Here is an 18,996-nt window from a genome sequence, read left to right as displayed (position 1 = left end):
TTTTTCAGTCACCCTGCCAGGGCAGGAGGATGCAGGGCACCCGCTCCGGCGCCGCCAGCCGGGCCTGGAGGTACACCTGGCCGGCGCTGCCCTTGAACAGGGAGAGATCGGTACCCGCCAGCTCCTTGCCGGTGAACCAGTAACGCCAGCGCCCGGGATCGGCGCGCCGGCCGGCTTCCCGGTGCCCCAGCGTCATGAGTTCCGGGCGCTCCAGCAGGCGGCCGCATTCGAGCAGGATGTCGGCGCCCCCGGCCCGGCCGCAGCACAGGTCGTCCAGGGGCGGCCCCGCGTCCTTGGCCAGCACCCGGCAGGTGGTGGCCAGGGCCACCTCCAGCTCCTGCTCCAGGGCGCCCCGCTCCCCCGGCGCTAGGTCCCCGTCCAGGAGCCGCAGCAGGGCGGCCCGGGCCAGGGCGATGCCGGGGGCCCCGTGGCACCAGGAGCAGCCCTGCTGCCGGCACTGACCCGGATCGTCTCCCTGAAAGTGGCGCAGATCGCGCCAGTTGCCCCACTCGGGCACGAACAGCGCTGCCTCGTGGGCCAGGGCCGCGAAGGCCGCAGCGCGCCAATGCCCTGCCCCGCTGGCCCGGTACAGGGCCGCCAGGGCCAGGGCGTAGCCGCTGCCGCCGTGGGAAAGACCGCTCAGGCCATGCCTCCCCTGGGGCCAGGCCAGCCCCAGGGGCGTGCGCCGGGCCCGGGCCAGCAGCTGTTCGCCCGCCTGGGTGGCCGCCGCCAGGAAGGCGGCTTCCCCGGGCCAGCGCCGCTGGCAGTGCAGCCAGGCCAGCAGCAGCCCCGCCTGACCATTGAGCAGATCGGTAGGCTGATTCCCGGGCTGCCGCCCTCCCTGAAGCAGAATTTCCGCCCAGCGCCGCGCCAGGGCCCCCAGGCGGGCGGCCAGGACTTCATCCCCGCCCAGTTCCGCGACATGGAGCCCGGCCACCAGCAGGCCGGCCATGCCCCGGTCGTAGCCGGGCCCCGGAGGGCCCGCCAGCTCGAACAGGGTGAGCAGGTCCGCCAGCAGCCCGCCCGCCGCCGCCCGCGTGGCAGCGCAGTCCTGGACCCGCCCGGCGGCGGCCAGGGCCAGGGCCAGGCCGGCGCTGCCGTCGTAGAGCCCCGGGCCCAGGGGGCGGACGCATATCCCGTCCCCGTGGTTGCCCAGGCCCAGCCAGAGCTGACGCCCGCTGGGCAGGATCAGACGCTGCGCCAGCAGCTGGGCGCTCAGGGTGGCCAGCTCCCCGTCGGCGGGAGGCTGGTAAGGGGTCAGCACCCGCTCCAGGCAGGCGGCTTCCACGGCCACCTGTTCGGGGATCAGGGCCTGGAGCCGGGCCGCCATGGACTGGAAGGGTGTCCGGGCATGCACCTCCCCCAGGGCCTGGCCCTGGGCATCCAGCAGTTGCCGGCTGCCGGCCCGGAAGCCGAAGCGGGGCACGTCCAGGTGGCGCAGGTCCTGCCGCTCGGCGGGAGCCATGGCCCGGTAGCCCGGCGCCAGCAGGGGCATGTTGCGGTACAGGGCCTCGAAGCTCAGGTCGAACATGATCCCGTCTTCCAGGGCCTCGGGGGCCAGGGCCGCTTCCATCAAGGTGCCATAGCTCCAGGTGCTGCGGGCCAGGTGCCGGCCCCGGGCGGCCGAGAGCCCCTGCCAGGGGCTGGCGGCATCACTGAGCAGCCAGTCGCGCCGGGACAGCAGCCAGGCCAGGGTTGCTCCGTAGGCGGCGGCGAGCACGGGAGCCTGGGCCAGGGCATCGACCCAGCCCTCCTGACGCCGGGGCTGATGGTGGGTGCTGCGCACCTGGGGCGCCCGGTCCGGAACCATCCAGTCGCTGTTGCTCTGGCGGAACACCGGCACCTCCACCCCCCGGGGGTCCGCCTGCCGGGCGATGCCGCCGAAATCCACCAGCCGCCCGTCCCGGGCCCCGGCGCTGTGGAAGGGCAGGATGCCCAGGCTGAAGAGCTCCCGGGGCAGCTCCGCATCCAGGCTGGCTGCCGGGTTGTCCATTTCCAGAAACGGCAGGGTCGAAGGATGGAGCAGGCACTCCACGTCCACGAACACCGGGTAGCTGCCGGCCGCCACCAGGTTCTCCAGGTGCATGTCCACGCCCTGCATGGCCCGAAACAGGGCCAGCAGCCCGCCCAGGCGGCGATGGAACAGGGTTTCCTCCCCCGGCGCCAGGGGACTGGCTTCCACCCACTCCATCCAGCCGTAATCTTCCCGGGGCAGCAGCCGGGTCAGGCGTTGCCGGGGCAGCACCGCTCCGGCTTCCTGGTTCATCCAGGCCAGGCTGCGGTTGAACACGACCTCCATGTCCAGGGGCCGGGGCTTGTAGATCAGGCGCGCCCCGGAGGCGAACACCAGGCCCAGCACCCGGCGCCCGCCCGCGTGGGGGTCCGAGGCGGTGGCCTCCAGGGCAGCCAGGGGTCCGGGGGCTGGCGTCCCGTCAAAGAAGCTTGCCCGGATCGCCCCATAATCCCGCTCCAGCCGGGTCAGGAATTCGTCGCACACCGCCGCCCAGGCCTGCACCTCCCCGGCCAGCAGGCGCAGGCAGACGGGCCAGCGTTCCCCCAGCTCCCGGTAGCCCCCTGCCAGCTGGGCCCGGACAAAGGCGGCATAGCTTTCCCGGGGTGCCCCGGGCAGCTCCCGATACAGGGCCAGCAGTTGGGGGGAGATGCCCCGTTGGGCATCGAACAGGGTGTACAGGCAGGAAGCGGCGATTTCCCCGAGCCGCTCCAGCAGGGCCAGCTCCAGCCCCTGTAGGGCATCGGGCCCCAGGCATTCCGGGTCGGGACAGGTGCGCAGCTCCCGGGCCAGAAGCAGGCCGGGCAGCAGCACCAGGGCAAAGGGCAAGGCCGCCGCACCGGGCGGCAGCAGTGCTTCCCCCAAGTCGGGCCGGGCTGCCAGGACCCGGGCATGGTGCAGCAGCCGGGGCAGGAGCCGGGCCCAGGCGGGCCATTGCGCCGGAGCGGCACTCAGGCGGTCCGCCTGATACAGAGCCCCGGGACGCAGGCCCTCGGCCTTCATGCGGCGCTTCAGCAGGCCCCAGTCGCGGCCGCCGCCGAAGCGCAGCCAGCGCTGCCAGCGTCGGCGCACCGCCGCTTCTTCGCGCCGCTCGCCCCGCCCGGGCGGGCTGGCGCTCAGGCCCTGGTTGCGCCGCACCAGCTCCCGAATGAAGGCCTGTTCGTCCGTTTCATGGTCCGCCGACGCGGCCCTACCACTGCCCCGCATGAACGGCCCCGGAACGCTGCTGTTCAACGCAGGCCTTACCTGCCCGAGATTAAATTGGAAACCGTGGGTGCCGTGCTCTTCATGAGATCGAACAATTGCTGATAGAGAGGCCCCATGGCCATGGCCGGCGCCCCGCCGATCACTTTCACGTTGGCCTGGGTTACGGAATCGGTGATCTGGGCATTGACCCCCACACCGGCCGCCACGCTGGCGAGCCGCTCATCGTCCAGGGCTTCGGCCTGGAAACGCTGGGCAAACCAGCTCTGGAGCTCGGCCGGACTGACCGGAAAACCCCGCGCTTCGAGGGTGCCCGCCAGGGCAGATAACAGTTCCTCGCTGCTCCTGGCTGCACCCAGAAGGCCCAGCAGCCCGCTTTCATCCTCCAGGCCGGCGATGGCCTGTCTCAATTCCTCATCCCGTTGCGACATGCTTGCGCTCCTCGATGCAGTGACGTCCCCGGAGGAAACGCCGGTTGTTGAAGGCTGCGGGTGAAAGGGCTGATCAAGGCCGGTTCAGCCCAGGGTGATGGTGGCCCAGGGGTCGATCTCCCCGGGGCTGTCCCCGTCGCGAATCACCGGCTGGGCCCCGGCGAAGGGGTCGGGGCGCTGGGTGTATTGCCCCGCTGCCGCCACCTTGCCCAGCACCTCGTCATCCAGGGCCCAGGCCCCGTCCCGAGCCCGGGGCTCCAGGGCGGCCGCCAGGCCCTCCCGGTCTAGGCCGATGCCATGCCGCTCCGCCGCGGCGCTCAAGGTGTGCAGACAGGTGGGCAGGTGACGCTCCGAGGCCAGCACGGCCAGCAACTGGGGCTCCAGCTGCACCAGCCGCTGCAGGGGTTGCAGGAATTGTTCAGGCAACTGCATGGGGTGTTCTCCTTCTGCAAAAGGTCCGGGTAGTCCGGATCGGGTTGGTCACTGCCCCGAACCCACCCCTCCCGCAGGAGGCGCCCCCGGGTTCAGGGCTTGTCGTCCGGCTCCACCGGCGGGAAAGGGGTGCCCGCCGCCGCCAGCCAGTCCAGTTCGTTATCCGCCAATTCCCGGCGCCCTTCCTGCTGCAGCCGCGCCAGAAGGCGCGGCAGGGCATCGGCAGAAGGCTGGCGGGCACTGTAGTAACGGGCCAGCAGATCCAGGCAGGTGTCCAGCTCCGTCGTTTCCATACTGCTCATCTAGCCCCCCAGAGGATTGGAGATATCGTCATCGTCACAACTGAGTAACAGGATTTCAACAAAGGTTCTCGCCTCAGGAAAAATGGGCGTGCATGTCCTCGACGAGGCGGCTGCGGGCCCGGGACAGACGGCTCTTGACGGTTCCCAGGGGAATCTCGAGCAGGCCGGCGGCCTCTTCCAGGGAGAGCCCTTCCAGGCGCACCAGGGTGATCACCTCGCGCAGTTCCTGAGGCAGCTGGGCCATGGCCTCCTGCAGGGCTTCGAGCTTGTGTTTCTGGCGCACCAGCTCGTAGGGGTCCAGCCCTTCGGCCAGCAGGGATTCCAGCTGTTCGGCTTCAGGCAGTTCCACTTCCCGCCGGGAGGGGGAACGGTTGCAGTGGTTGCGCGCCAGATTCAGGGCAATGCCCAGGAGCCAGGTGGAAAACCTGGAATCCCCCCGGTAGCTGCCCAGGCTGCGCCAGGCGGCCAGAAAGGTTTCCTGGGCCAGCTCCTCCGCATCCTGGGGGTTGTGTACCGATTTGAGAATGAATCGCCAGACGCGCAGGTGGTGCATGCTCACCAGTTCGGCGAAGGCCGTCTGCCGCCCGGCCCGGGCCTGCTCGACCAGAAGCTTGACTCGGTGCAGTTCGATGTCATTCATGGTGTTATCGCTATGTCTGTCCAATACCCGCCTTGCCTGAACCCCTAGACAGGACGCCGGACCCGTGCGGAGGGCGGCAGGAGCCGCCTGGGTATTCCGCGCAGGCATCGCCCCATGCTATAAACCGAGCGTTCGTAGAACGTTCGCTACGCCAAAGCGCCGATAACAAAAGACATAGATGCCCACCCCAACTCCCTGCCTTGCGCTCCATTTCCTGGGCGGCTTCAAGGTTTTTCTGGACGGAACCCAGCTGCGCGACTTCGGCTATGACAAGGTCAGGGCCCTGCTCGCCTATGTGGCCTGTGAAGCGGAACAGGTTCATCCCCGGGAACGCCTGGCCGACCTGCTCTGGCCCGGCAACCGGCCGGAGACGGCACGCAGCAACCTGCGCCGCACCCTGCACGACCTGCGGGCCGCCCTGGGTCACGAGGAACTGGCGCAAACCTGCCTGCTGGCGGGCCGGAACAGCCTGGAGTTCAACCGCAAGGGACCGCACTGGCTGGACGTGGACGCCTTCCTCCAGGACCCGCCCGCGGCCCGGGCCGGCGACACGGCCGCCCTGGAACAGCAGCTGGCCCTGTACCGGGGGCCCTTCCTGGATGGACTCAGCCTGCCGGACGCCCCGGATTTCGAGACCTGGCTGGAACAGCGGCGGGAACAGCTCCAGGGCCGGGCCCTGACCCTGCTGCGCCAGCTGGCCCAGAGCCATGAGCGGGAAGGCAACCTGGAGCAGGCCATCGTCACCCGCCGCCGGGAGCTGGCCCTGGACCCCTGGTCCGAGGAAAGCCACCGGCAGCTGATGCGGCTGCTGGCCCTCTCCGGCCAGACCAGCGCCGCCCTGGCCCAGTTCGAAACCTGCCGGGCCGTCCTGGATCAGGAGCTGGGTGTGGCGCCGGAGGCGGAAACCCAGGAGCTGCTGCGCCGCATCCGCCAGGGGGAGCTGGCGGCCCAGCCCCCGGGCCAGGGGGAACGGGTGGCCCAGGAACGCCGCCTGGTGTGCCTGCTGGCCTGCGAGATCGCCCCGCCCCCGGAAGAAGACCCGGAGCTGCAGAGCGGCGCCCTGGGGGCCGCCCACGGCATGGCCATGGAGATCCTCAACCAGCACGGGGGCTATTGCGTCCCGGTGCACATGGGCCGGATCCTCGCCTACTTCGGCTACCCCAACGCCCATGAGGACTGCCCCCGGCGCACGGTCAGCGCCGCCCTGAACCTGGCCCGGCGGCGTCAGGAATTTGCCGGCCTGCACTTTCGCGCCGCCGCCCACAGCGGCTGGGTGGTGAATGACCGCCGCTACAACCTGCCCGACACCACCGGCCACCTCTCCCGCCAAGTGGCGCGGCTGGCCGAGCACACCGGCTGGGAGGAAATTTCCGTCACCCCGGAAATGGCCCGCCTGGTGGAAGGCTATTTCCTGCTCACCCCGGTGCTGCAGTTGGGCGAGCTAAGCCTGCAGCGCATCGTCGGCCCCAGCGGCGCCACCCATCGGCTCGAAGCCCGAGCCCGGCAGCTCACCCCCCTGGTGGGCCGGCGCCGGGAACTGCGGCTGCTCCAGGTGCTCTGGGAACGCACCCGGCGGGGCCAGCGCCAGACCCTGCTGCTCCAGGGGGAAGCCGGCATCGGCAAATCCCGGCTGGTCAACAGCCTGATCGACGCCCTCCAGGACGACGGCGCCTGGCGCAAGCTGCGCTGCAACCCGGAATCCCAGCACACCCCCTATCACCCGATCACCGACCTGCTGCAGCAGTCCCTGGACCAGCAGCTGGCCGGCCAGGAGGACAGCCCCGCCAGCCGCCGCCAGCAGCTAGAACGCTGGCTGGCCCCCCCGGGCAGCCCCCTGCGGCCGCACCTGCCGGCCCTGCTGGAACTCCTGGGCCTGGGCGACCCCGCCAGGCTGGAGCAGCAGACCCCGGCCCAGCGCAAACAGGCCAGCGAAGCCGCCATCATCGCCCTGCTCGAAAGCCTGGCCAGCCGCCACCCGGTACTGCTGGTGATAGAGGACATCCACTGGGCCGACCCCTCCACCCTGGAACTGCTGCGCCAGTACCTGGCGGACGGCCAGCTGCCCACCTTCATCCTGCTCACCTCCCGCCCGGAATTCCCGCCCCTGCCCGGGGTCCGCAGCCTGCAGCTGGGCGCCCTGGCCAGCCGCCAGGCGGAACGTCTGGCCCGCCTGAGCATGGGTGGCCGGCAGCTCGATGAGCAGACCCTGGCGGGCCTGCTGCAGAAAACCGACGGGGTGCCCCTGTACATCGAGGAAATGGCCCGGGCCTGCAGCGAACACCCGGGAGAACAGGTGCCGGGCACCCTCTGGAGCCTGCTCGCCAGCCGCCTGGAAAGCGCCGGCAGCGAAGCCCGGCGCCTGGCCCAGCAGGCCGCCGCCATCGGCCGCGATTTCCAGCTCGACCTGCTCCGGGCCCTGTGGCAGGACAGCCCGCAGAAATTCGCCCTGGGCCTGGAACGGCTGCAGGCCGCCGACCTGATCCACCCCGGCGATGAAACCCGGAGCCGCTTCAAGCACGCCCTGATCCGGGACGCTGCCTACCAGACCCTGCCCCTGGCCGAGCGCAAGACCCTGCACGGCCGGCTGGCCGAACTGCTGCAGGGCCCCTTCGCCGCCCTGGTAGCCGAGGTCCCCGAGCGCCTGGCCCAGCATCTGGCCGCCGCCGGCCAGCCCCTGGCCGCCGCTGCTGCCTGGCTGCGGGCCGGGCAGCTGGCCGCCAGCCGCTCCGCCAACCAGGAAGCCCTGTTCCACTTCGAAAGCGGCCTGCAACAGCTGGCCGGCCAGGAGCAGGACAAAACCGCCGCCCTGGAACTCCCGCTCCAGGCCGCCCTGGGCAACCTGCTCATCGCCATGCGCGGCTACGGCGCCGAAGCCGCCAAGGCCTGCTTCTCCCGAGCCCTGGAACTGAGCCGTGTGGTCCAGGAAGACGCGGAACTGTTCCCGGTGACCTGGGGCCTGTGGCTGGGCGGGCGCTCCTGCACCCCGGAAGCCTACCCCCTGGAATTCGCCCAGCAGCTGGAACGGATCGCCCGCATCTCGGGCCAGCCGGACCAGACCATGCAGGTGCACTACGCCTACGGCAACAACCTGTTCTGGCTCGCCCGTTACGAAGAAGCCCGGCGTCACCTGGAAAGCGCCATCGCCCTGGGCGAAACCCTCTCCTCCACCCAGCTGATCAACACCTACGGGGAAGACACGGGGATCTCCTCCATGGCCTTCCTGTCCTGGATTCAGCTCATCAGCGGCCAAGCCGAAGCGGCCCAGGCCACCAGTGAACGCTCGATCCAGGCCGCCCGCCAGCTGGGACACGCCCACACCCTGGGCTTTGCCCTCACCTTCGCCACCATGCTGCAGCGGCTGATGCACCGGCCGGTCCAGGCCGGCGCCCTGGCCGACGAACTGCTGGCCCTGGCCAGCCGCCACGACCTGGGCCTGTGGCTGGCCTCAGGCAGCGCCCTCAAGGGCTGGAGCATGGCCGTGCAGGGCGACGCCCGGGGCCTGGAAGCCATCCGCCCCGCCGTGGCGGCGGCCCGGGTGGCCATGGTGGTGGTGGAAGGCACTTTCGTGGCCATGGAAACCGATGCCTGCCTGCACCTGGGCCGCTACGAAGAATGCGCCGCCGGCATTGAGGAAATCATCGCCGTGTGCCGCAAGCGGGAAGACCTCTACTACCTCCCCGAATTCTTCCGCATGCGCGGCGAAGCCCTGCTCCACTGCGGCCCGGAGCGGCACCAGGAAGCCCTGGACTGCCTGCGCGAAGCCCACGCCCTGGCCTGCAGTCAGCAGGCCCCCCTGTTCCAGTGGCGCGCCCTGGAAGCCCTGGAACGCCACCTGGATGACCCCCAGGAAAAAACCGCAGCCGCCCAGGCCCTGATCCGCCTGAGCGCCAGCTGCGGCCATCTGGGCTGAGGGGGCGACCAGGAACCCGAAGCCTTCTTACTTGCCGTAGTACTCCCGATACCAGGCCACGAAGCGGCGCACGCCCTCTTCCACCGGCGTGGCGGGGGCGAAGCCTACCCAGGCGTTGAGGGCGTCCACGTCGGCGTAGGTGGCGGGCACGTCCCCGTCCTGCAGGGGCAGGAAGTTCTTCTGGGCCTCCATGCCCAGGGCCTTTTCGATGGCGGCGATGAAATCCATCAGGGGCACCGGGTCGTGGTTGCCGATGTTGAACACCCGGTAGGGGGCGTGGCTGGTGCCCGGGTCCGGCTGCAGGGGATCGAAGGCCGGGTTGGGGGTGGCGGTCTTGTCCAGCACCCGGATCACCCCTTCGACGATGTCGTCGATGTAGGTGAAGTCCCGCTGCATGTTGCCGTGGTTGAATACGTCGATGGGCCGCCCTTCCAGGATGGCCTTGGTAAACAGGAACAGGGCCATGTCGGGCCGGCCCCAGGGGCCATAGACGGTGAAGAAGCGCAGCCCCGTGGTGGGCAGGCCGTAGAGGTGGCTGTAGGTGTGGGCCATCAGCTCGTTGGCCTTCTTGGTGGCAGCGTAGAGGCTGACCGGATGGTCCACGGCGTCGTGTTCCGAGAAGGGCATCTTGGTGTTGCCCCCATAGACGCTGGAACTGCTGGCGTAGGCCAGGTGCGCCACCTGGTTGTGGCGGCAGCCTTCGAGGATGTTGGTGAAACCCACCAGGTTGCTGTCGATGTAGGCGTGGGGATTCTTCAGGGAGTAGCGCACCCCGGCCTGGGCCGCCAGGTGCACCACCTTGTCGAACTTTTCTGCGGCAAAGAGCTGTTCCATGCCCGGCCGGTCGGCCACGTCCAGCTTCACGAAGCTAAAGCCGGCCTGGGGTTCCAGGCGCTGCAGGCGGTCCCGCTTCAGCTGGGGGTCGTAGTAGTCGTTCAGGTTGTCGAGGCCGACCACCTGGTCGCCCCGTTCCAGGAGGCGGCGGGAAACGTTGCTGCCGATGAAGCCGGCGGCGCCGGTGACGAGTACTTTCATGGGATTCCTTTTATTCCACCGTGACCGACTTGGCCAGGTTGCGGGGCTTGTCCACGTCGGTGCCCTTGATCAGGGCCGCGTGGTAGGAGAGGAGCTGCAGGGGCACCACGTGCAGGATGGGGGAAAGGGGGCCGTAGTGTTCGGGCAGGGCCAGCACATGGACCCCGTCCGCGTCGTCGGCGGGGAGCTGGCAGCCCTGGTCGGCGAACACGAACAGCTCGCCGCCCCGGGCCCGCACTTCCTGCAGGTTGGACTTGAGCTTTTCCAGCAGGTGGTCGTTGGGCGCCACGGCGATGACCGGCATCTCCCGGTCCACCAGGGCCAGGGGGCCGTGCTTCAACTCCCCGGCCGGGTAGGCTTCGGCGTGGATGTAGGAGATTTCCTTCAGTTTCAGGGCCCCTTCCAGGGCGATCGGATAATGCCGCCCCCGGCCCAGGAACAGGGCGTGCTGCTTGTTGGCGAAACGCCGGGCCCAGGCGGCGATTTCCGGCTCCAGGGCCAGCACCTTCTGCACGGCGACCGGCAGGTGGCGCATGGCCTGCAGATGGGCGGCCTCGTCGGCCTCGGAGAGCCGTCCCCGGAGCTTGGCGAGCACCAGGGTGAGCAGGAACAGGGCCGCCAGCTGGGTGGTGAAGGCCTTGGTGGAGGCCACGCCGATCTCGGGACCGGCCCGGGTGATGAAGCGCAGGGCCGATTCCCGCACGATGGCCGATTCCGCCACATTGCAGATGGCCAGGGTCAGGGGCTGGCCCTGGTCCCGGGCGTGGCGCAGGGCCGCCTGGGTGTCGGCGGTTTCCCCGGACTGGGAGATGGCCACCACCAGCTGCCGGGGATTGGGCACCGATTCCCGGTAGCGGTATTCGCTGGCGATTTCCACGGTCACCGGCAGGCCGGCGATGCTCTCGATCCAGTAGCGGGCCACCATGCCCGCATGGCTGCTGGTACCGCAGGCCAGGATCAGCACCGAGTCGGCCTGGTCCAGGAGGCGGGCGGCCTCGGCCCCGAACAGGCCGGGCTGCACGCTCTTGGCGCCGCCCACCATTTCCAGGGTGTTGGCCAGGGCTTCGGGTTGCTCGAAGATTTCCTTCTGCATGTAGTGCCGGTACTGGCCCAGCTCCACCGCGTCGGCGGAAAGCTGGGAGAGCACCACCGGGCGGCTCACGGCCTCCCCGGCTTCGCCCTGGATGCGGCGGATCACCAGGCTGTCGGGCCGCAGGTCGGCCAGGTCGCCGTTTTCCAGGTAGATCACCTGGCGGGTCACCTGGAGCAGGGCCGAGGTGTCGGAGGCGGCGTAATAGCCCCGCTCGCCCACCCCCAGGAGCAGGGGCGAACCTTCCCGGGCCACCACCACCCGGCCCGGCTGGGCCTCGGCCACCACGGCGATGGCGTAGGCGCCCTTGAGACGCTGGCAGGTGAGGCGCACCGCCTCGGCCAGATCGGGCTGGATCTTGAGGCTGGCGGCGATCAGGTGGGCGATGGTTTCGGTATCGGTCTCGGAGCTGAACTGGTAGCCCTGGGCCAGCAGCTCCGCCTTCAGGGCCTCGTAGTTCTCGATGATGCCGTTATGGACCACCGCCAGGCCGGCGGAAATGTGCGGGTGGGCGTTATGCTCGGCCGGCGCCCCGTGGGTGGCCCAGCGGGTGTGGGCGATGCCGGTGCTGGCCGCCAGGCCTTCGCAACGGGCGCACAGCTCGGCCACCCGGCCCAGGGCCCGGCGCCGCTCCAGGCCCTCGGCCCCCAGCACGGCCAGGCCGGCGGAGTCATAACCCCGGTATTCCAGCTTTTTCAGGCCCTCGATCAGGACCGGGACCACGTTGTCTGTCGCTGCCGCCGCCACAATGCCGCACATTGGGTTTGCTCCGGGTTAAAGGAGCGGCATTTTACCGGTTACCAGGGAAAACCGTCATTCCGTCCAGTCTCAAGTCCGGGTGAAGCCGCTCAATGCTGCGCGCCTGTCATGCCATACCGCCCCAGGAACCATAGCGCTGCACGGGTCTGCCATCCCGGGCCCTCTTGTGCAAAAGGCCACCCGATGTATCGCATCAGGTGGCCCATGGGACTTCCGGGGGAGTGACAGGCAGCCATCACCGCCCCGGGGGTATCACGTTTACTCAGGCGATCAGCGCATCGGCCAGCTGCAGAAGACCCGCATCCGCCATACCCACCAGATTCACCTGGCCGTCCTGGGTCATGAAAGTGCCCCGCGTCTCACCTTCGACAATCTTGGTCCATAGGCCATCGTTGTCGTCGTCCCGGAACACGCTGAAGTCGATTTCGCCGCTCTTCTGGGTCGAGGTCTTGAGGAGCAGGTTGTCGGAGCCGATTTCCACCACCTGGAAAGTTTCGTTGGCGTCGATATGGTCCGCCTTCCAACCGCGCTTTCCCAACTCCATCGCACCGCTAATGGCATCCCCTGCAACGACGACATCCCCCGTCGCTTTCGTACCATCGGCCAAGGTGAACTTGTAGGTCTCCAGTGAGAGCGGGTTCGTGCCGGTCAATACCTCCAGCCCGAAACTTTTCTGGAAGACGCCATCCTGGTTGGCATCGGAGTAGAGACAGGCTTCCACTTGGCCGAGCTTGGTTTCGATCTTGATCACATCCTGGCCGCTGGATAGCCAGGTTTCGTTCGGCCCCATGGTATCGGCCTCGAGGTAGCCGTATTTGACCTCGGAGACGGCCGTCACCACGCCGTTGGCATCGAGGGCGAATTGCAGGCCCTCTTCGCTGTAAGCCGACGTGTTGGGGATGAGGGAGCTGCCCCCCGAATGGCTCAGATCATCATCGCCATCCGATTTCAAACCCGTACCGGAGTAAGTCTTGCCGGTCTTGAAAAACAGACCATCGCCGTCGACATCCGCGTACGTCGTCGTTTCCAGACGGCCGTCGCTCATCTCGGTTTTCACGACGTTGCTACCGTCGAACGTCCAGGTCTCGTCGCTGTCCATGTGCTCCAGCTTCACGCGACCGCCCTCCACCTTGTAGACAGCTGTTACGGCATTGCCGCTGATGGTGAATTGATAAGCTTTGGATGAGCTGCTCATTGGTGTGTCTCCTGTGTAAGGGGTTCAAACCAGAACCCATGAGTTGCACTATACGGACCCACCCTTAATAGAACCTGAAACGGCAGGCCCTAGCGCTTTTCCTGTACCCGGCAAAAATTCGACACGTTTCAAGCCCCATCCAGACGTAACGCCAGACTGGCCGAAACCCCTCGGGCATGGCCATGGCAGGGTGACTGCAACTGCAGGCTGCCTTCACTCTGCCTGGCAATGGCCTCAACGATGGAAAGCCCCAGCCCTGACCCCTGTTTTTCCTGGGTGCCCCGGAAAAACCGCTGACGCAGCTTTTGCATTTTCTCGGGGGGGATCGGCTCGCAATCATTGCTGACCACCACCCTCCCCTCCGGCTCCAGCCGGATTTCAATGGGCGTACCCGCAGCACCATAACGGTCGGCATTCTCCAGCAGATTCTGCAGGGCGATTCCCACGGCATCGATATCCCCCAGTACCCAGACCGGATGCCCCGGGGGCTGGTACAAAAGCTCACGCTTCGTCGTCAGGGCAAAATCCCGGCACAGCATCCCCAGCAACATGCCCAGATCGAAACGCTCGTTGCAGAGGGCCACACCGGACTCGGCACGGGCCAGTTGCAGGAGCTTGACGCCCATGCGCTGCAGCCGATCCAGCATCTCCGAAGCCTTCGTCACCCGCTCCCGGGCAAGCGGGTCCGACAACTCATGTTGCAGCACCTGCAACTGGGCCATGGCCGTGGCCACGGGGGTACGCAGTTCGTGGGCGCTGTTGGCGGTAAAGCTCCGTTCCGCTTCAAGTGCCAGGCGCAAGCGTTCCAGCAGCAGATTCACGGATTTACCGACGCCGCACAGCTCCACCGGCAGGTCATCGAGCGGCAGCGGCCGCAGATCATTGACATTGCGGCTGGCTATATCCAGGTCGAATTTACGGATCGGGCGCTGGGCGCTCCGTACCGACCAGTAAATGGCCAATCCCGCCAGGGGCAACAGGCCCAATAGCGGCAACAGCAGATAGGTCAGGATGTTGTAGAAGGTGTCCTGCCGGTGCCCCAGGGACTCGGCCACCTGGATGATGAATTCTCCGTCCCGGGTGACGTCCACATAAACCCGTTGCTGCTCCACGTTGTAAAAGCCGTTGGCCAGCGCAGGGTGCAGGGGACGCGCCGGAGCCTTGTGGGAATGCAACAGGACTTCGCCACTCCGGTTCAGTAGCTGATACACAAGGTGTTCATCATGGGCGATGTGATCCAGGGTCTGCAGCGGCGCCCCCTGAGCCACCAGCGTAATGTCATGTACCGCCAGGGGCAGCAGCCGCTGGGCGGTTTCCTGGAGGGCGCTGTCGAACACCTCGCTGGTCTCGTGCTCCACCACCCAGGCCACCGAAGCCACCACCGTCAGCCACAACACGGCCAAGGTGCTGCCCAGGCTGAAATACAGGCGCTTGCCAATACCGGGCTTCATCCACACACCCCGGTGAAACGATAGCCCAGCCCCCGTACCGTCTCGATGCAGGCCTTGCCCAGCTTGCTGCGGATACGGCTTACATAGACTTCGACGATATTGCTGCCAATTTCATCGTCGAAACAGTACAGGGATTGCTCCAGCTGCTCCTTCGACACGATGGCCGAAGGCTTGGAAACCAGTTTTTCCACCAGCGCCCACTCCTTGGCGGTCAGCCGCACCTCGCCCCCCTGCAGCAAGACCCGGTGCCCGGTTTTGTCGATCTGGCAATCGCCCACTTGCAGCAGGGGATTGGGATTGCCCTCATAACGCCGGGTTACGGCATAAACCCTGGCCACCATTTCATCCAGGTCAAAGGGCTTGACCAGATAATCATCGGCTCCCGCCTCCAGGCCCTTGATCCGGTCCCGGATCTGGTCCCGGGCCGTCATGATGATCACCGGCACCGGCCTTTCCTCACGCCGCAAGCGCATCAGAAAGTCCAGGCCATCCCCATCCGGCAGGGACAAATCCAGCAGGATGGCGCCGAACTCCTCGGCCATCACGGCAGCCTGGGCCCCCTTCAGATCCAGCACGGCATCCACGGCAATCCCCTGCGCCTTCAGGTGACTCCCTATCGCTTCCGATAAAACCGGCTGATCTTCCACCAATAACAAACGCATGATTCCCCTTCCAATCACAGTTGAAAGCTGCTGACCGATGCCCTCAGTTGCTCGCTGAGCCGTTCCACATCCCCTGCGGATTCCAGGGTTCGCTGCGCCAGGGCCCTGCTGCTACCGGACAATACGCCCAACTCCCCCATGCGCTGGCTGGCTTTTGCACAGGCGTCTTCCTGGGTGCAGGCAGCACGGTCAATCTCCGCCACCCCCAGACAGATGGTGGAGAGGCGCTCGCGCAAGGCAACGACAGCCTGGGCGGCCCGGGACGCCATCTCCACCCCCACCCGGGCCTGGGAACTGCCTTTTTCCATATTGCTCACAGCCGCCACGGTTTCCTGGCGAATGCTTTCGATGGTTTTTTGAATCTGCAGGGTGGCGTTGTTGGTGCGCTCCGCCAGCTTGCGCACCTCGTCGGCCACCACCGCAAAACCCCGCCCGGACTCCCCTGCCCGGGCTGCCTCAATGGCCGCATTCAGGGCCAGCAAATTGGTCTGCTCGGCAATCTCCCGAATCACGGAAACCATCTGGTTGATCTCGCTGGATTGCAGTTCCAGCTTGGCGATCTCACCGGCAGAAAGCTGAATGTAGTCAGCGATGCGGGTCATCTCCTGGGCCGCCTCGCTCACCATCCGGGCGCCCTGCTCGCCGCTGGCCTCCCCCTCCCGGGCCAGTCGGGCCGCATCCCCCGTCTGCCGGGTAATATCATGGACCTGGGCCACGATTTCAGCCAGCGCACACTCGGTACTCGCAATGGCTTCATGTTGATGACTGGCAGCCAGCTCGGCCTCCCGGGCGTGGATGCCCAGTTCCTGCCCCGTGATCCGGGCTTGTTCCGCTTGCCGGCTTGATTCCGCCATCAGCCCCTGCAAACCGGCAAGCACCCGATTCAGGCCTTGGCCGATGGCGGCCAGTTCGTTGCTTCCGGAAACTTCCACGCGAACCCGCAGATCCTTGTTTGCTTCCACCTGCTGCAAGACCTGCAACAGCCCGCCCACCTGCCGGCCGATGGTCCTGATCAATGCCGCACTTCCCCCCAGGGAGAGCAGAAGGCCGCTGACCAACAGGGCAATCGCCCCGTACAGGGTGAATTGATAGGTTTGAGTTGCCGCTTGCAAGTGGCCTTCCTTGCGCTCCGCCAGGGCCCGGGCGACATTTTCCCGGGACTGCTTGATGGGCTGGTAATACCGATCGGCTTTTTCCGTGACCAGTCTTTCCAGCGCCGCCTCATCCGCTGCCAGCAGGGCGCTGGCCGCCTGCGCCAGATAGGCATCCGTAAATTCCTTACTGACCTGGCCCATAGAAACCAGGGCGGCGGCGCTCCCCTCATCCACCTCGAAAGCTTCCAGGGCCGCCAGCGAAGCACGGATCAAGGTGATGTTCTCGGCGATCACCCTGCCCTCCTGCACCAGCTTTTCCGGAGAAGCGCGAATCATGGATTGGGCAATGTGCAGACGGGAATCAAAGATCCGGCTGTTCAGCCGCGCCAGCTCATCGGTAATCCGGCCATCCTGCATGGAAAGCTGGAACATGCGGTGATTGACCCAGGTGCCATAGATGCCCCCACCGCCAACCACCAGCAAAATGAAGCAAAGACCGGCCACCAGCGTGGCCAGTTGGGCGCGTACCTGGAGATGTTTCATAAAAGCAACCTGTTCATGGAAACGCAGGGCACATGGGAGCGGCAGCCGCCGCCCTGCTCATCCATGATTTTAGGAGCCATGAACTTAACGCTCCCTGAACACCCTTCAGCCAGCGCCCAGGCCCGGAAAGCAGGACGGTAGCAAAAGCCATCCGTTCTGATATTTAATGGCTCCGTTTTGCTGAACCCCCCATTGGGCCTAAACTCGCGCCTTTGCAAAATCCAGCAACCCCATCCGGGCCTCCGTCCAGGGGGCCTGCTGCCGGAGAACACCTTGAGCTACACCGCAGAATCCATTGCCGTCCTGAAAGGCCTGGAACCCGTGCGCCATCGCCCGGGCATGTACACCCGCACGGACTGTCCCCTGCACATCATCCAGGAAGTCATCGACAACGCCGCCGACGAAGCCCTGGCGGGCCACTGCAAGCGCATCCAGGTCACCCTGCACCGGGACCAGTCGGTCTCGGTCCAGGACGACGGCCGGGGCATTCCGGTGGAAGTCCACCCGGTGGAAGGAGTGCCCACCGTGGAGGTGGTGTTCACCCGCCTGCACGCCGGGGGCAAGTTCAACAAGAACGACGGGGATTCGGCCTACCGCTTCTCCGGCGGCCTGCACGGGGTGGGCGTTTCGGTCACCAACGCCCTGTCCACCCGCCTGGAGGTGGAAGTCACCCGGGGCGGCGGCCGGCACCTGATGGCCTTCTCCGGCGGCGACGTGATCGAGCCCCTGCGCCAGGTGGGCGAAGCCCCCAAGAAGGCCAGCGGCACCCGGGTGCGGGCCTGGCCCGACGGCAGCTTCTTCGACAGCCCCCACATTCCCCTGGGCGAGCTGGAACGGCTGCTGCGCAGCAAGGCCGTGCTGCTGCCCGGCCTGGAAGTGAGCCTCACCATCGAACAGGCGGACGGCAGCGCCAGCACCCAGAACTGGTGTTTCCAGCAGGGCATGCAGCAGTACCTGGCCGAACAGATCCAGGACGAGCTGGCAGCCCCCATCTTTGCCGCCGAGAAATACGCCCCCAAGGATGACGAGAATTTCCCCCCCGGCTCCGGCGCCGCCTGGGCCATCTGCTGGACCCTGGAAGGGGGGCTGGCGCGGGAATCCTATGTAAACCTGATCCCCACCCCCGCCGGCGGCACCCACGAATCCGGCCTGCGCCAGGCCGCTTTCGACGCCCTGAAGAGCTTCGCCGAGCACCACGCCCTGCTGCCCAAGGGGGTGAAGCTGGCCGCCGAGGACGTGTTCACCCGGGCCAGCTTCGTCCTCGCCGCCCGGCTGCTGGACCCCTCCTTCCAGGGCCAGACCAAGGAGCGGCTCAACTCCCGGGACGCGGTGGCCCTGGTGGCGCGCATGGTGCGCGACCCCCTGGAGCTGTGGCTGAACGAGCACCCGGAAGCCGCCAAGAAGATCGCCGAGCTGGCCATCAAGGCGGCCCAGGCCCGCACCCGGGCCGGCCAGAAGGTGGAAAAGAGGAAGCAGTCCGGCGTCGCCATCCTGCCCGGCAAGCTTTCCGACTGCCAGTCCGAGGACATCTCCCGCAACGAGATCTTCCTGGTGGAAGGGGATTCCGCCGGCGGCTCCGCCAAGTCCGGCCGGGACAAGGAAACCCAGGCCATCCTGCCCCTGCGCGGCAAGGTGCTGAACACCTGGGAAGTGGAAGCCGGCAGCCTGTTCGCCAACCGGGAAGTGCACGACATCGCCGTGGCCCTGGGCATCGACCCCCACGGCCCCGAGGCGGGCGACGCCGTGCTGGCCAACCTGCGCTACGGCAAGGTGGTGATCATGACCGACGCGGACGTGGACGGCTCCCACATCCGGGTGCTGCTGTGCACCCTGTTCTACCGCCACTTCCCCAAGCTCATCGAACACGGTCACCTGTACTTCGCCCAGCCGCCCCTGTACCGGCTGGACGTGCCCGGCCAGGGCAAGAACCGCCCGCCCCGGAAGATTTACGCCCTGGACAATGCCGAGCGGGAAGCCGCCCTGGACAAGCTCAAGCTGGAAAAGATCAAGCCCGAGAGTGTTTCCATTTCCCGCTTCAAAGGCCTGGGCGAAATGAACTCAGAACAACTGTGGGAAACCACCATGTGCCCCGACACCCGCCGCCTGATGCGGGTGCGCCTGCCGCGCCGGGACGAAGCCGGCCCGGTGCTGAACATGCTCATGGGCAAGAACGAAGCCTCCGGCCGCCGGGCCTGGATGGAAGCCAACGGCGCCCTGGTGGGCGCGGAGATGTAAGTG

Annotated in this window: 13 protein-coding genes; 2 read left to right on the top strand and 11 right to left on the bottom strand. The window is 67.2% G+C overall.

Annotated features, from left to right (window positions below; all coding sequences use genetic code 11):
- Window positions 1-4 precede the first annotated feature (4 nt).
- The 5 genes from G474_RS0105475 to G474_RS0105455 form a co-directional block, all read right to left on the bottom strand.
- Entirely contained in the window at window positions 5-3,244 is a 3,240-nt protein-coding gene (locus G474_RS0105475) for a type 2 lanthipeptide synthetase LanM family protein (protein ID WP_026686100.1), read from the bottom strand.
- An 8-nt stretch (window positions 3,245-3,252) separates the two neighbouring features.
- Complete coding sequence (locus G474_RS24070) at window positions 3,253-3,645, bottom strand: RebB family R body protein (RefSeq protein ID WP_043463335.1); 393 nt, start codon at window positions 3,643-3,645, stop codon at window positions 3,253-3,255.
- 84 nt (window positions 3,646-3,729) lie between these two features.
- Complete coding sequence (locus G474_RS0105465) at window positions 3,730-4,077, bottom strand: hypothetical protein (protein WP_026686099.1); 348 nt, start codon at window positions 4,075-4,077, stop codon at window positions 3,730-3,732.
- A 92-nt stretch (window positions 4,078-4,169) separates the two neighbouring features.
- On the bottom strand, window positions 4,170-4,379 hold the full coding sequence (locus G474_RS0105460) for a hypothetical protein (RefSeq protein WP_156919155.1): 210 nt from the start codon (window positions 4,377-4,379) through the stop codon (window positions 4,170-4,172).
- 73 nt (window positions 4,380-4,452) lie between these two features.
- Entirely contained in the window at window positions 4,453-5,019 is a 567-nt protein-coding gene (locus tag G474_RS0105455; protein WP_026686097.1) for an RNA polymerase sigma factor, read from the bottom strand.
- A gap of 178 nt (window positions 5,020-5,197) precedes the next feature.
- Between G474_RS0105455 and G474_RS0105450 the strand changes: the two genes are divergently transcribed.
- Window positions 5,198-8,929: an ATP-binding protein gene (locus tag G474_RS0105450; protein WP_026686096.1), complete on the top strand. Its 3,732-nt coding sequence runs from the start codon at window positions 5,198-5,200 to the stop codon at window positions 8,927-8,929.
- 27 nt (window positions 8,930-8,956) lie between these two features.
- On the opposite strand, the gene G474_RS0105445 is transcribed toward G474_RS0105450, so the two are convergent.
- The 6 genes from G474_RS0105445 to G474_RS21890 form a co-directional block, all read right to left on the bottom strand.
- Complete coding sequence (locus G474_RS0105445; protein ID WP_026686095.1) at window positions 8,957-9,964, bottom strand: NAD-dependent epimerase; 1,008 nt, start codon at window positions 9,962-9,964, stop codon at window positions 8,957-8,959.
- Between the two features lie 10 nt (window positions 9,965-9,974).
- Window positions 9,975-11,813: a glutamine--fructose-6-phosphate transaminase (isomerizing) gene (glmS, locus tag G474_RS0105440; RefSeq protein ID WP_026686094.1), complete on the bottom strand. Its 1,839-nt coding sequence runs from the start codon at window positions 11,811-11,813 to the stop codon at window positions 9,975-9,977.
- Between the two features lie 262 nt (window positions 11,814-12,075).
- Window positions 12,076-13,008 carry a hypothetical protein gene (locus G474_RS0105435; protein ID WP_026686093.1) on the bottom strand — a complete coding sequence of 311 codons (933 nt, stop codon included), beginning with the start codon at window positions 13,006-13,008 and terminating at the stop codon, window positions 12,076-12,078.
- A gap of 128 nt (window positions 13,009-13,136) precedes the next feature.
- Window positions 13,137-14,459 (bottom strand): ATP-binding protein, encoded by a 1,323-nt coding sequence (locus G474_RS0105430; protein ID WP_043463333.1) that lies wholly within the window; start codon window positions 14,457-14,459, stop codon window positions 13,137-13,139.
- A complete protein-coding gene (locus G474_RS0105425; RefSeq protein WP_026686091.1) occupies window positions 14,456-15,121 on the bottom strand; it encodes a response regulator in 666 nt (221 codons plus the stop codon). The genes G474_RS0105430 and G474_RS0105425 overlap by 4 nt, the downstream gene beginning before the upstream one ends.
- 14 nt (window positions 15,122-15,135) lie before the next feature.
- Window positions 15,136-16,758 (bottom strand): methyl-accepting chemotaxis protein, encoded by a 1,623-nt coding sequence (locus G474_RS21890; RefSeq protein ID WP_051281908.1) that lies wholly within the window; start codon window positions 16,756-16,758, stop codon window positions 15,136-15,138.
- A gap of 273 nt (window positions 16,759-17,031) precedes the next feature.
- On the opposite strand from G474_RS21890, the gene parE reads away from it, so the two are divergent.
- Complete coding sequence (parE, locus tag G474_RS0105415; RefSeq protein WP_026686090.1) at window positions 17,032-18,993, top strand: DNA topoisomerase IV subunit B; 1,962 nt, start codon at window positions 17,032-17,034, stop codon at window positions 18,991-18,993.
- Window positions 18,994-18,996 lie beyond the last annotated feature (3 nt).

The sequence above is a fragment of the Azovibrio restrictus DSM 23866 genome, assembly GCF_000429665.1.
GTDB lineage: Bacteria > Pseudomonadota > Gammaproteobacteria > Burkholderiales > Rhodocyclaceae > Azovibrio > Azovibrio restrictus.
The sequence above is the reverse complement of the archived record's forward strand: the minus strand, read 5'-3'. Positions and strand labels throughout refer to the sequence as shown.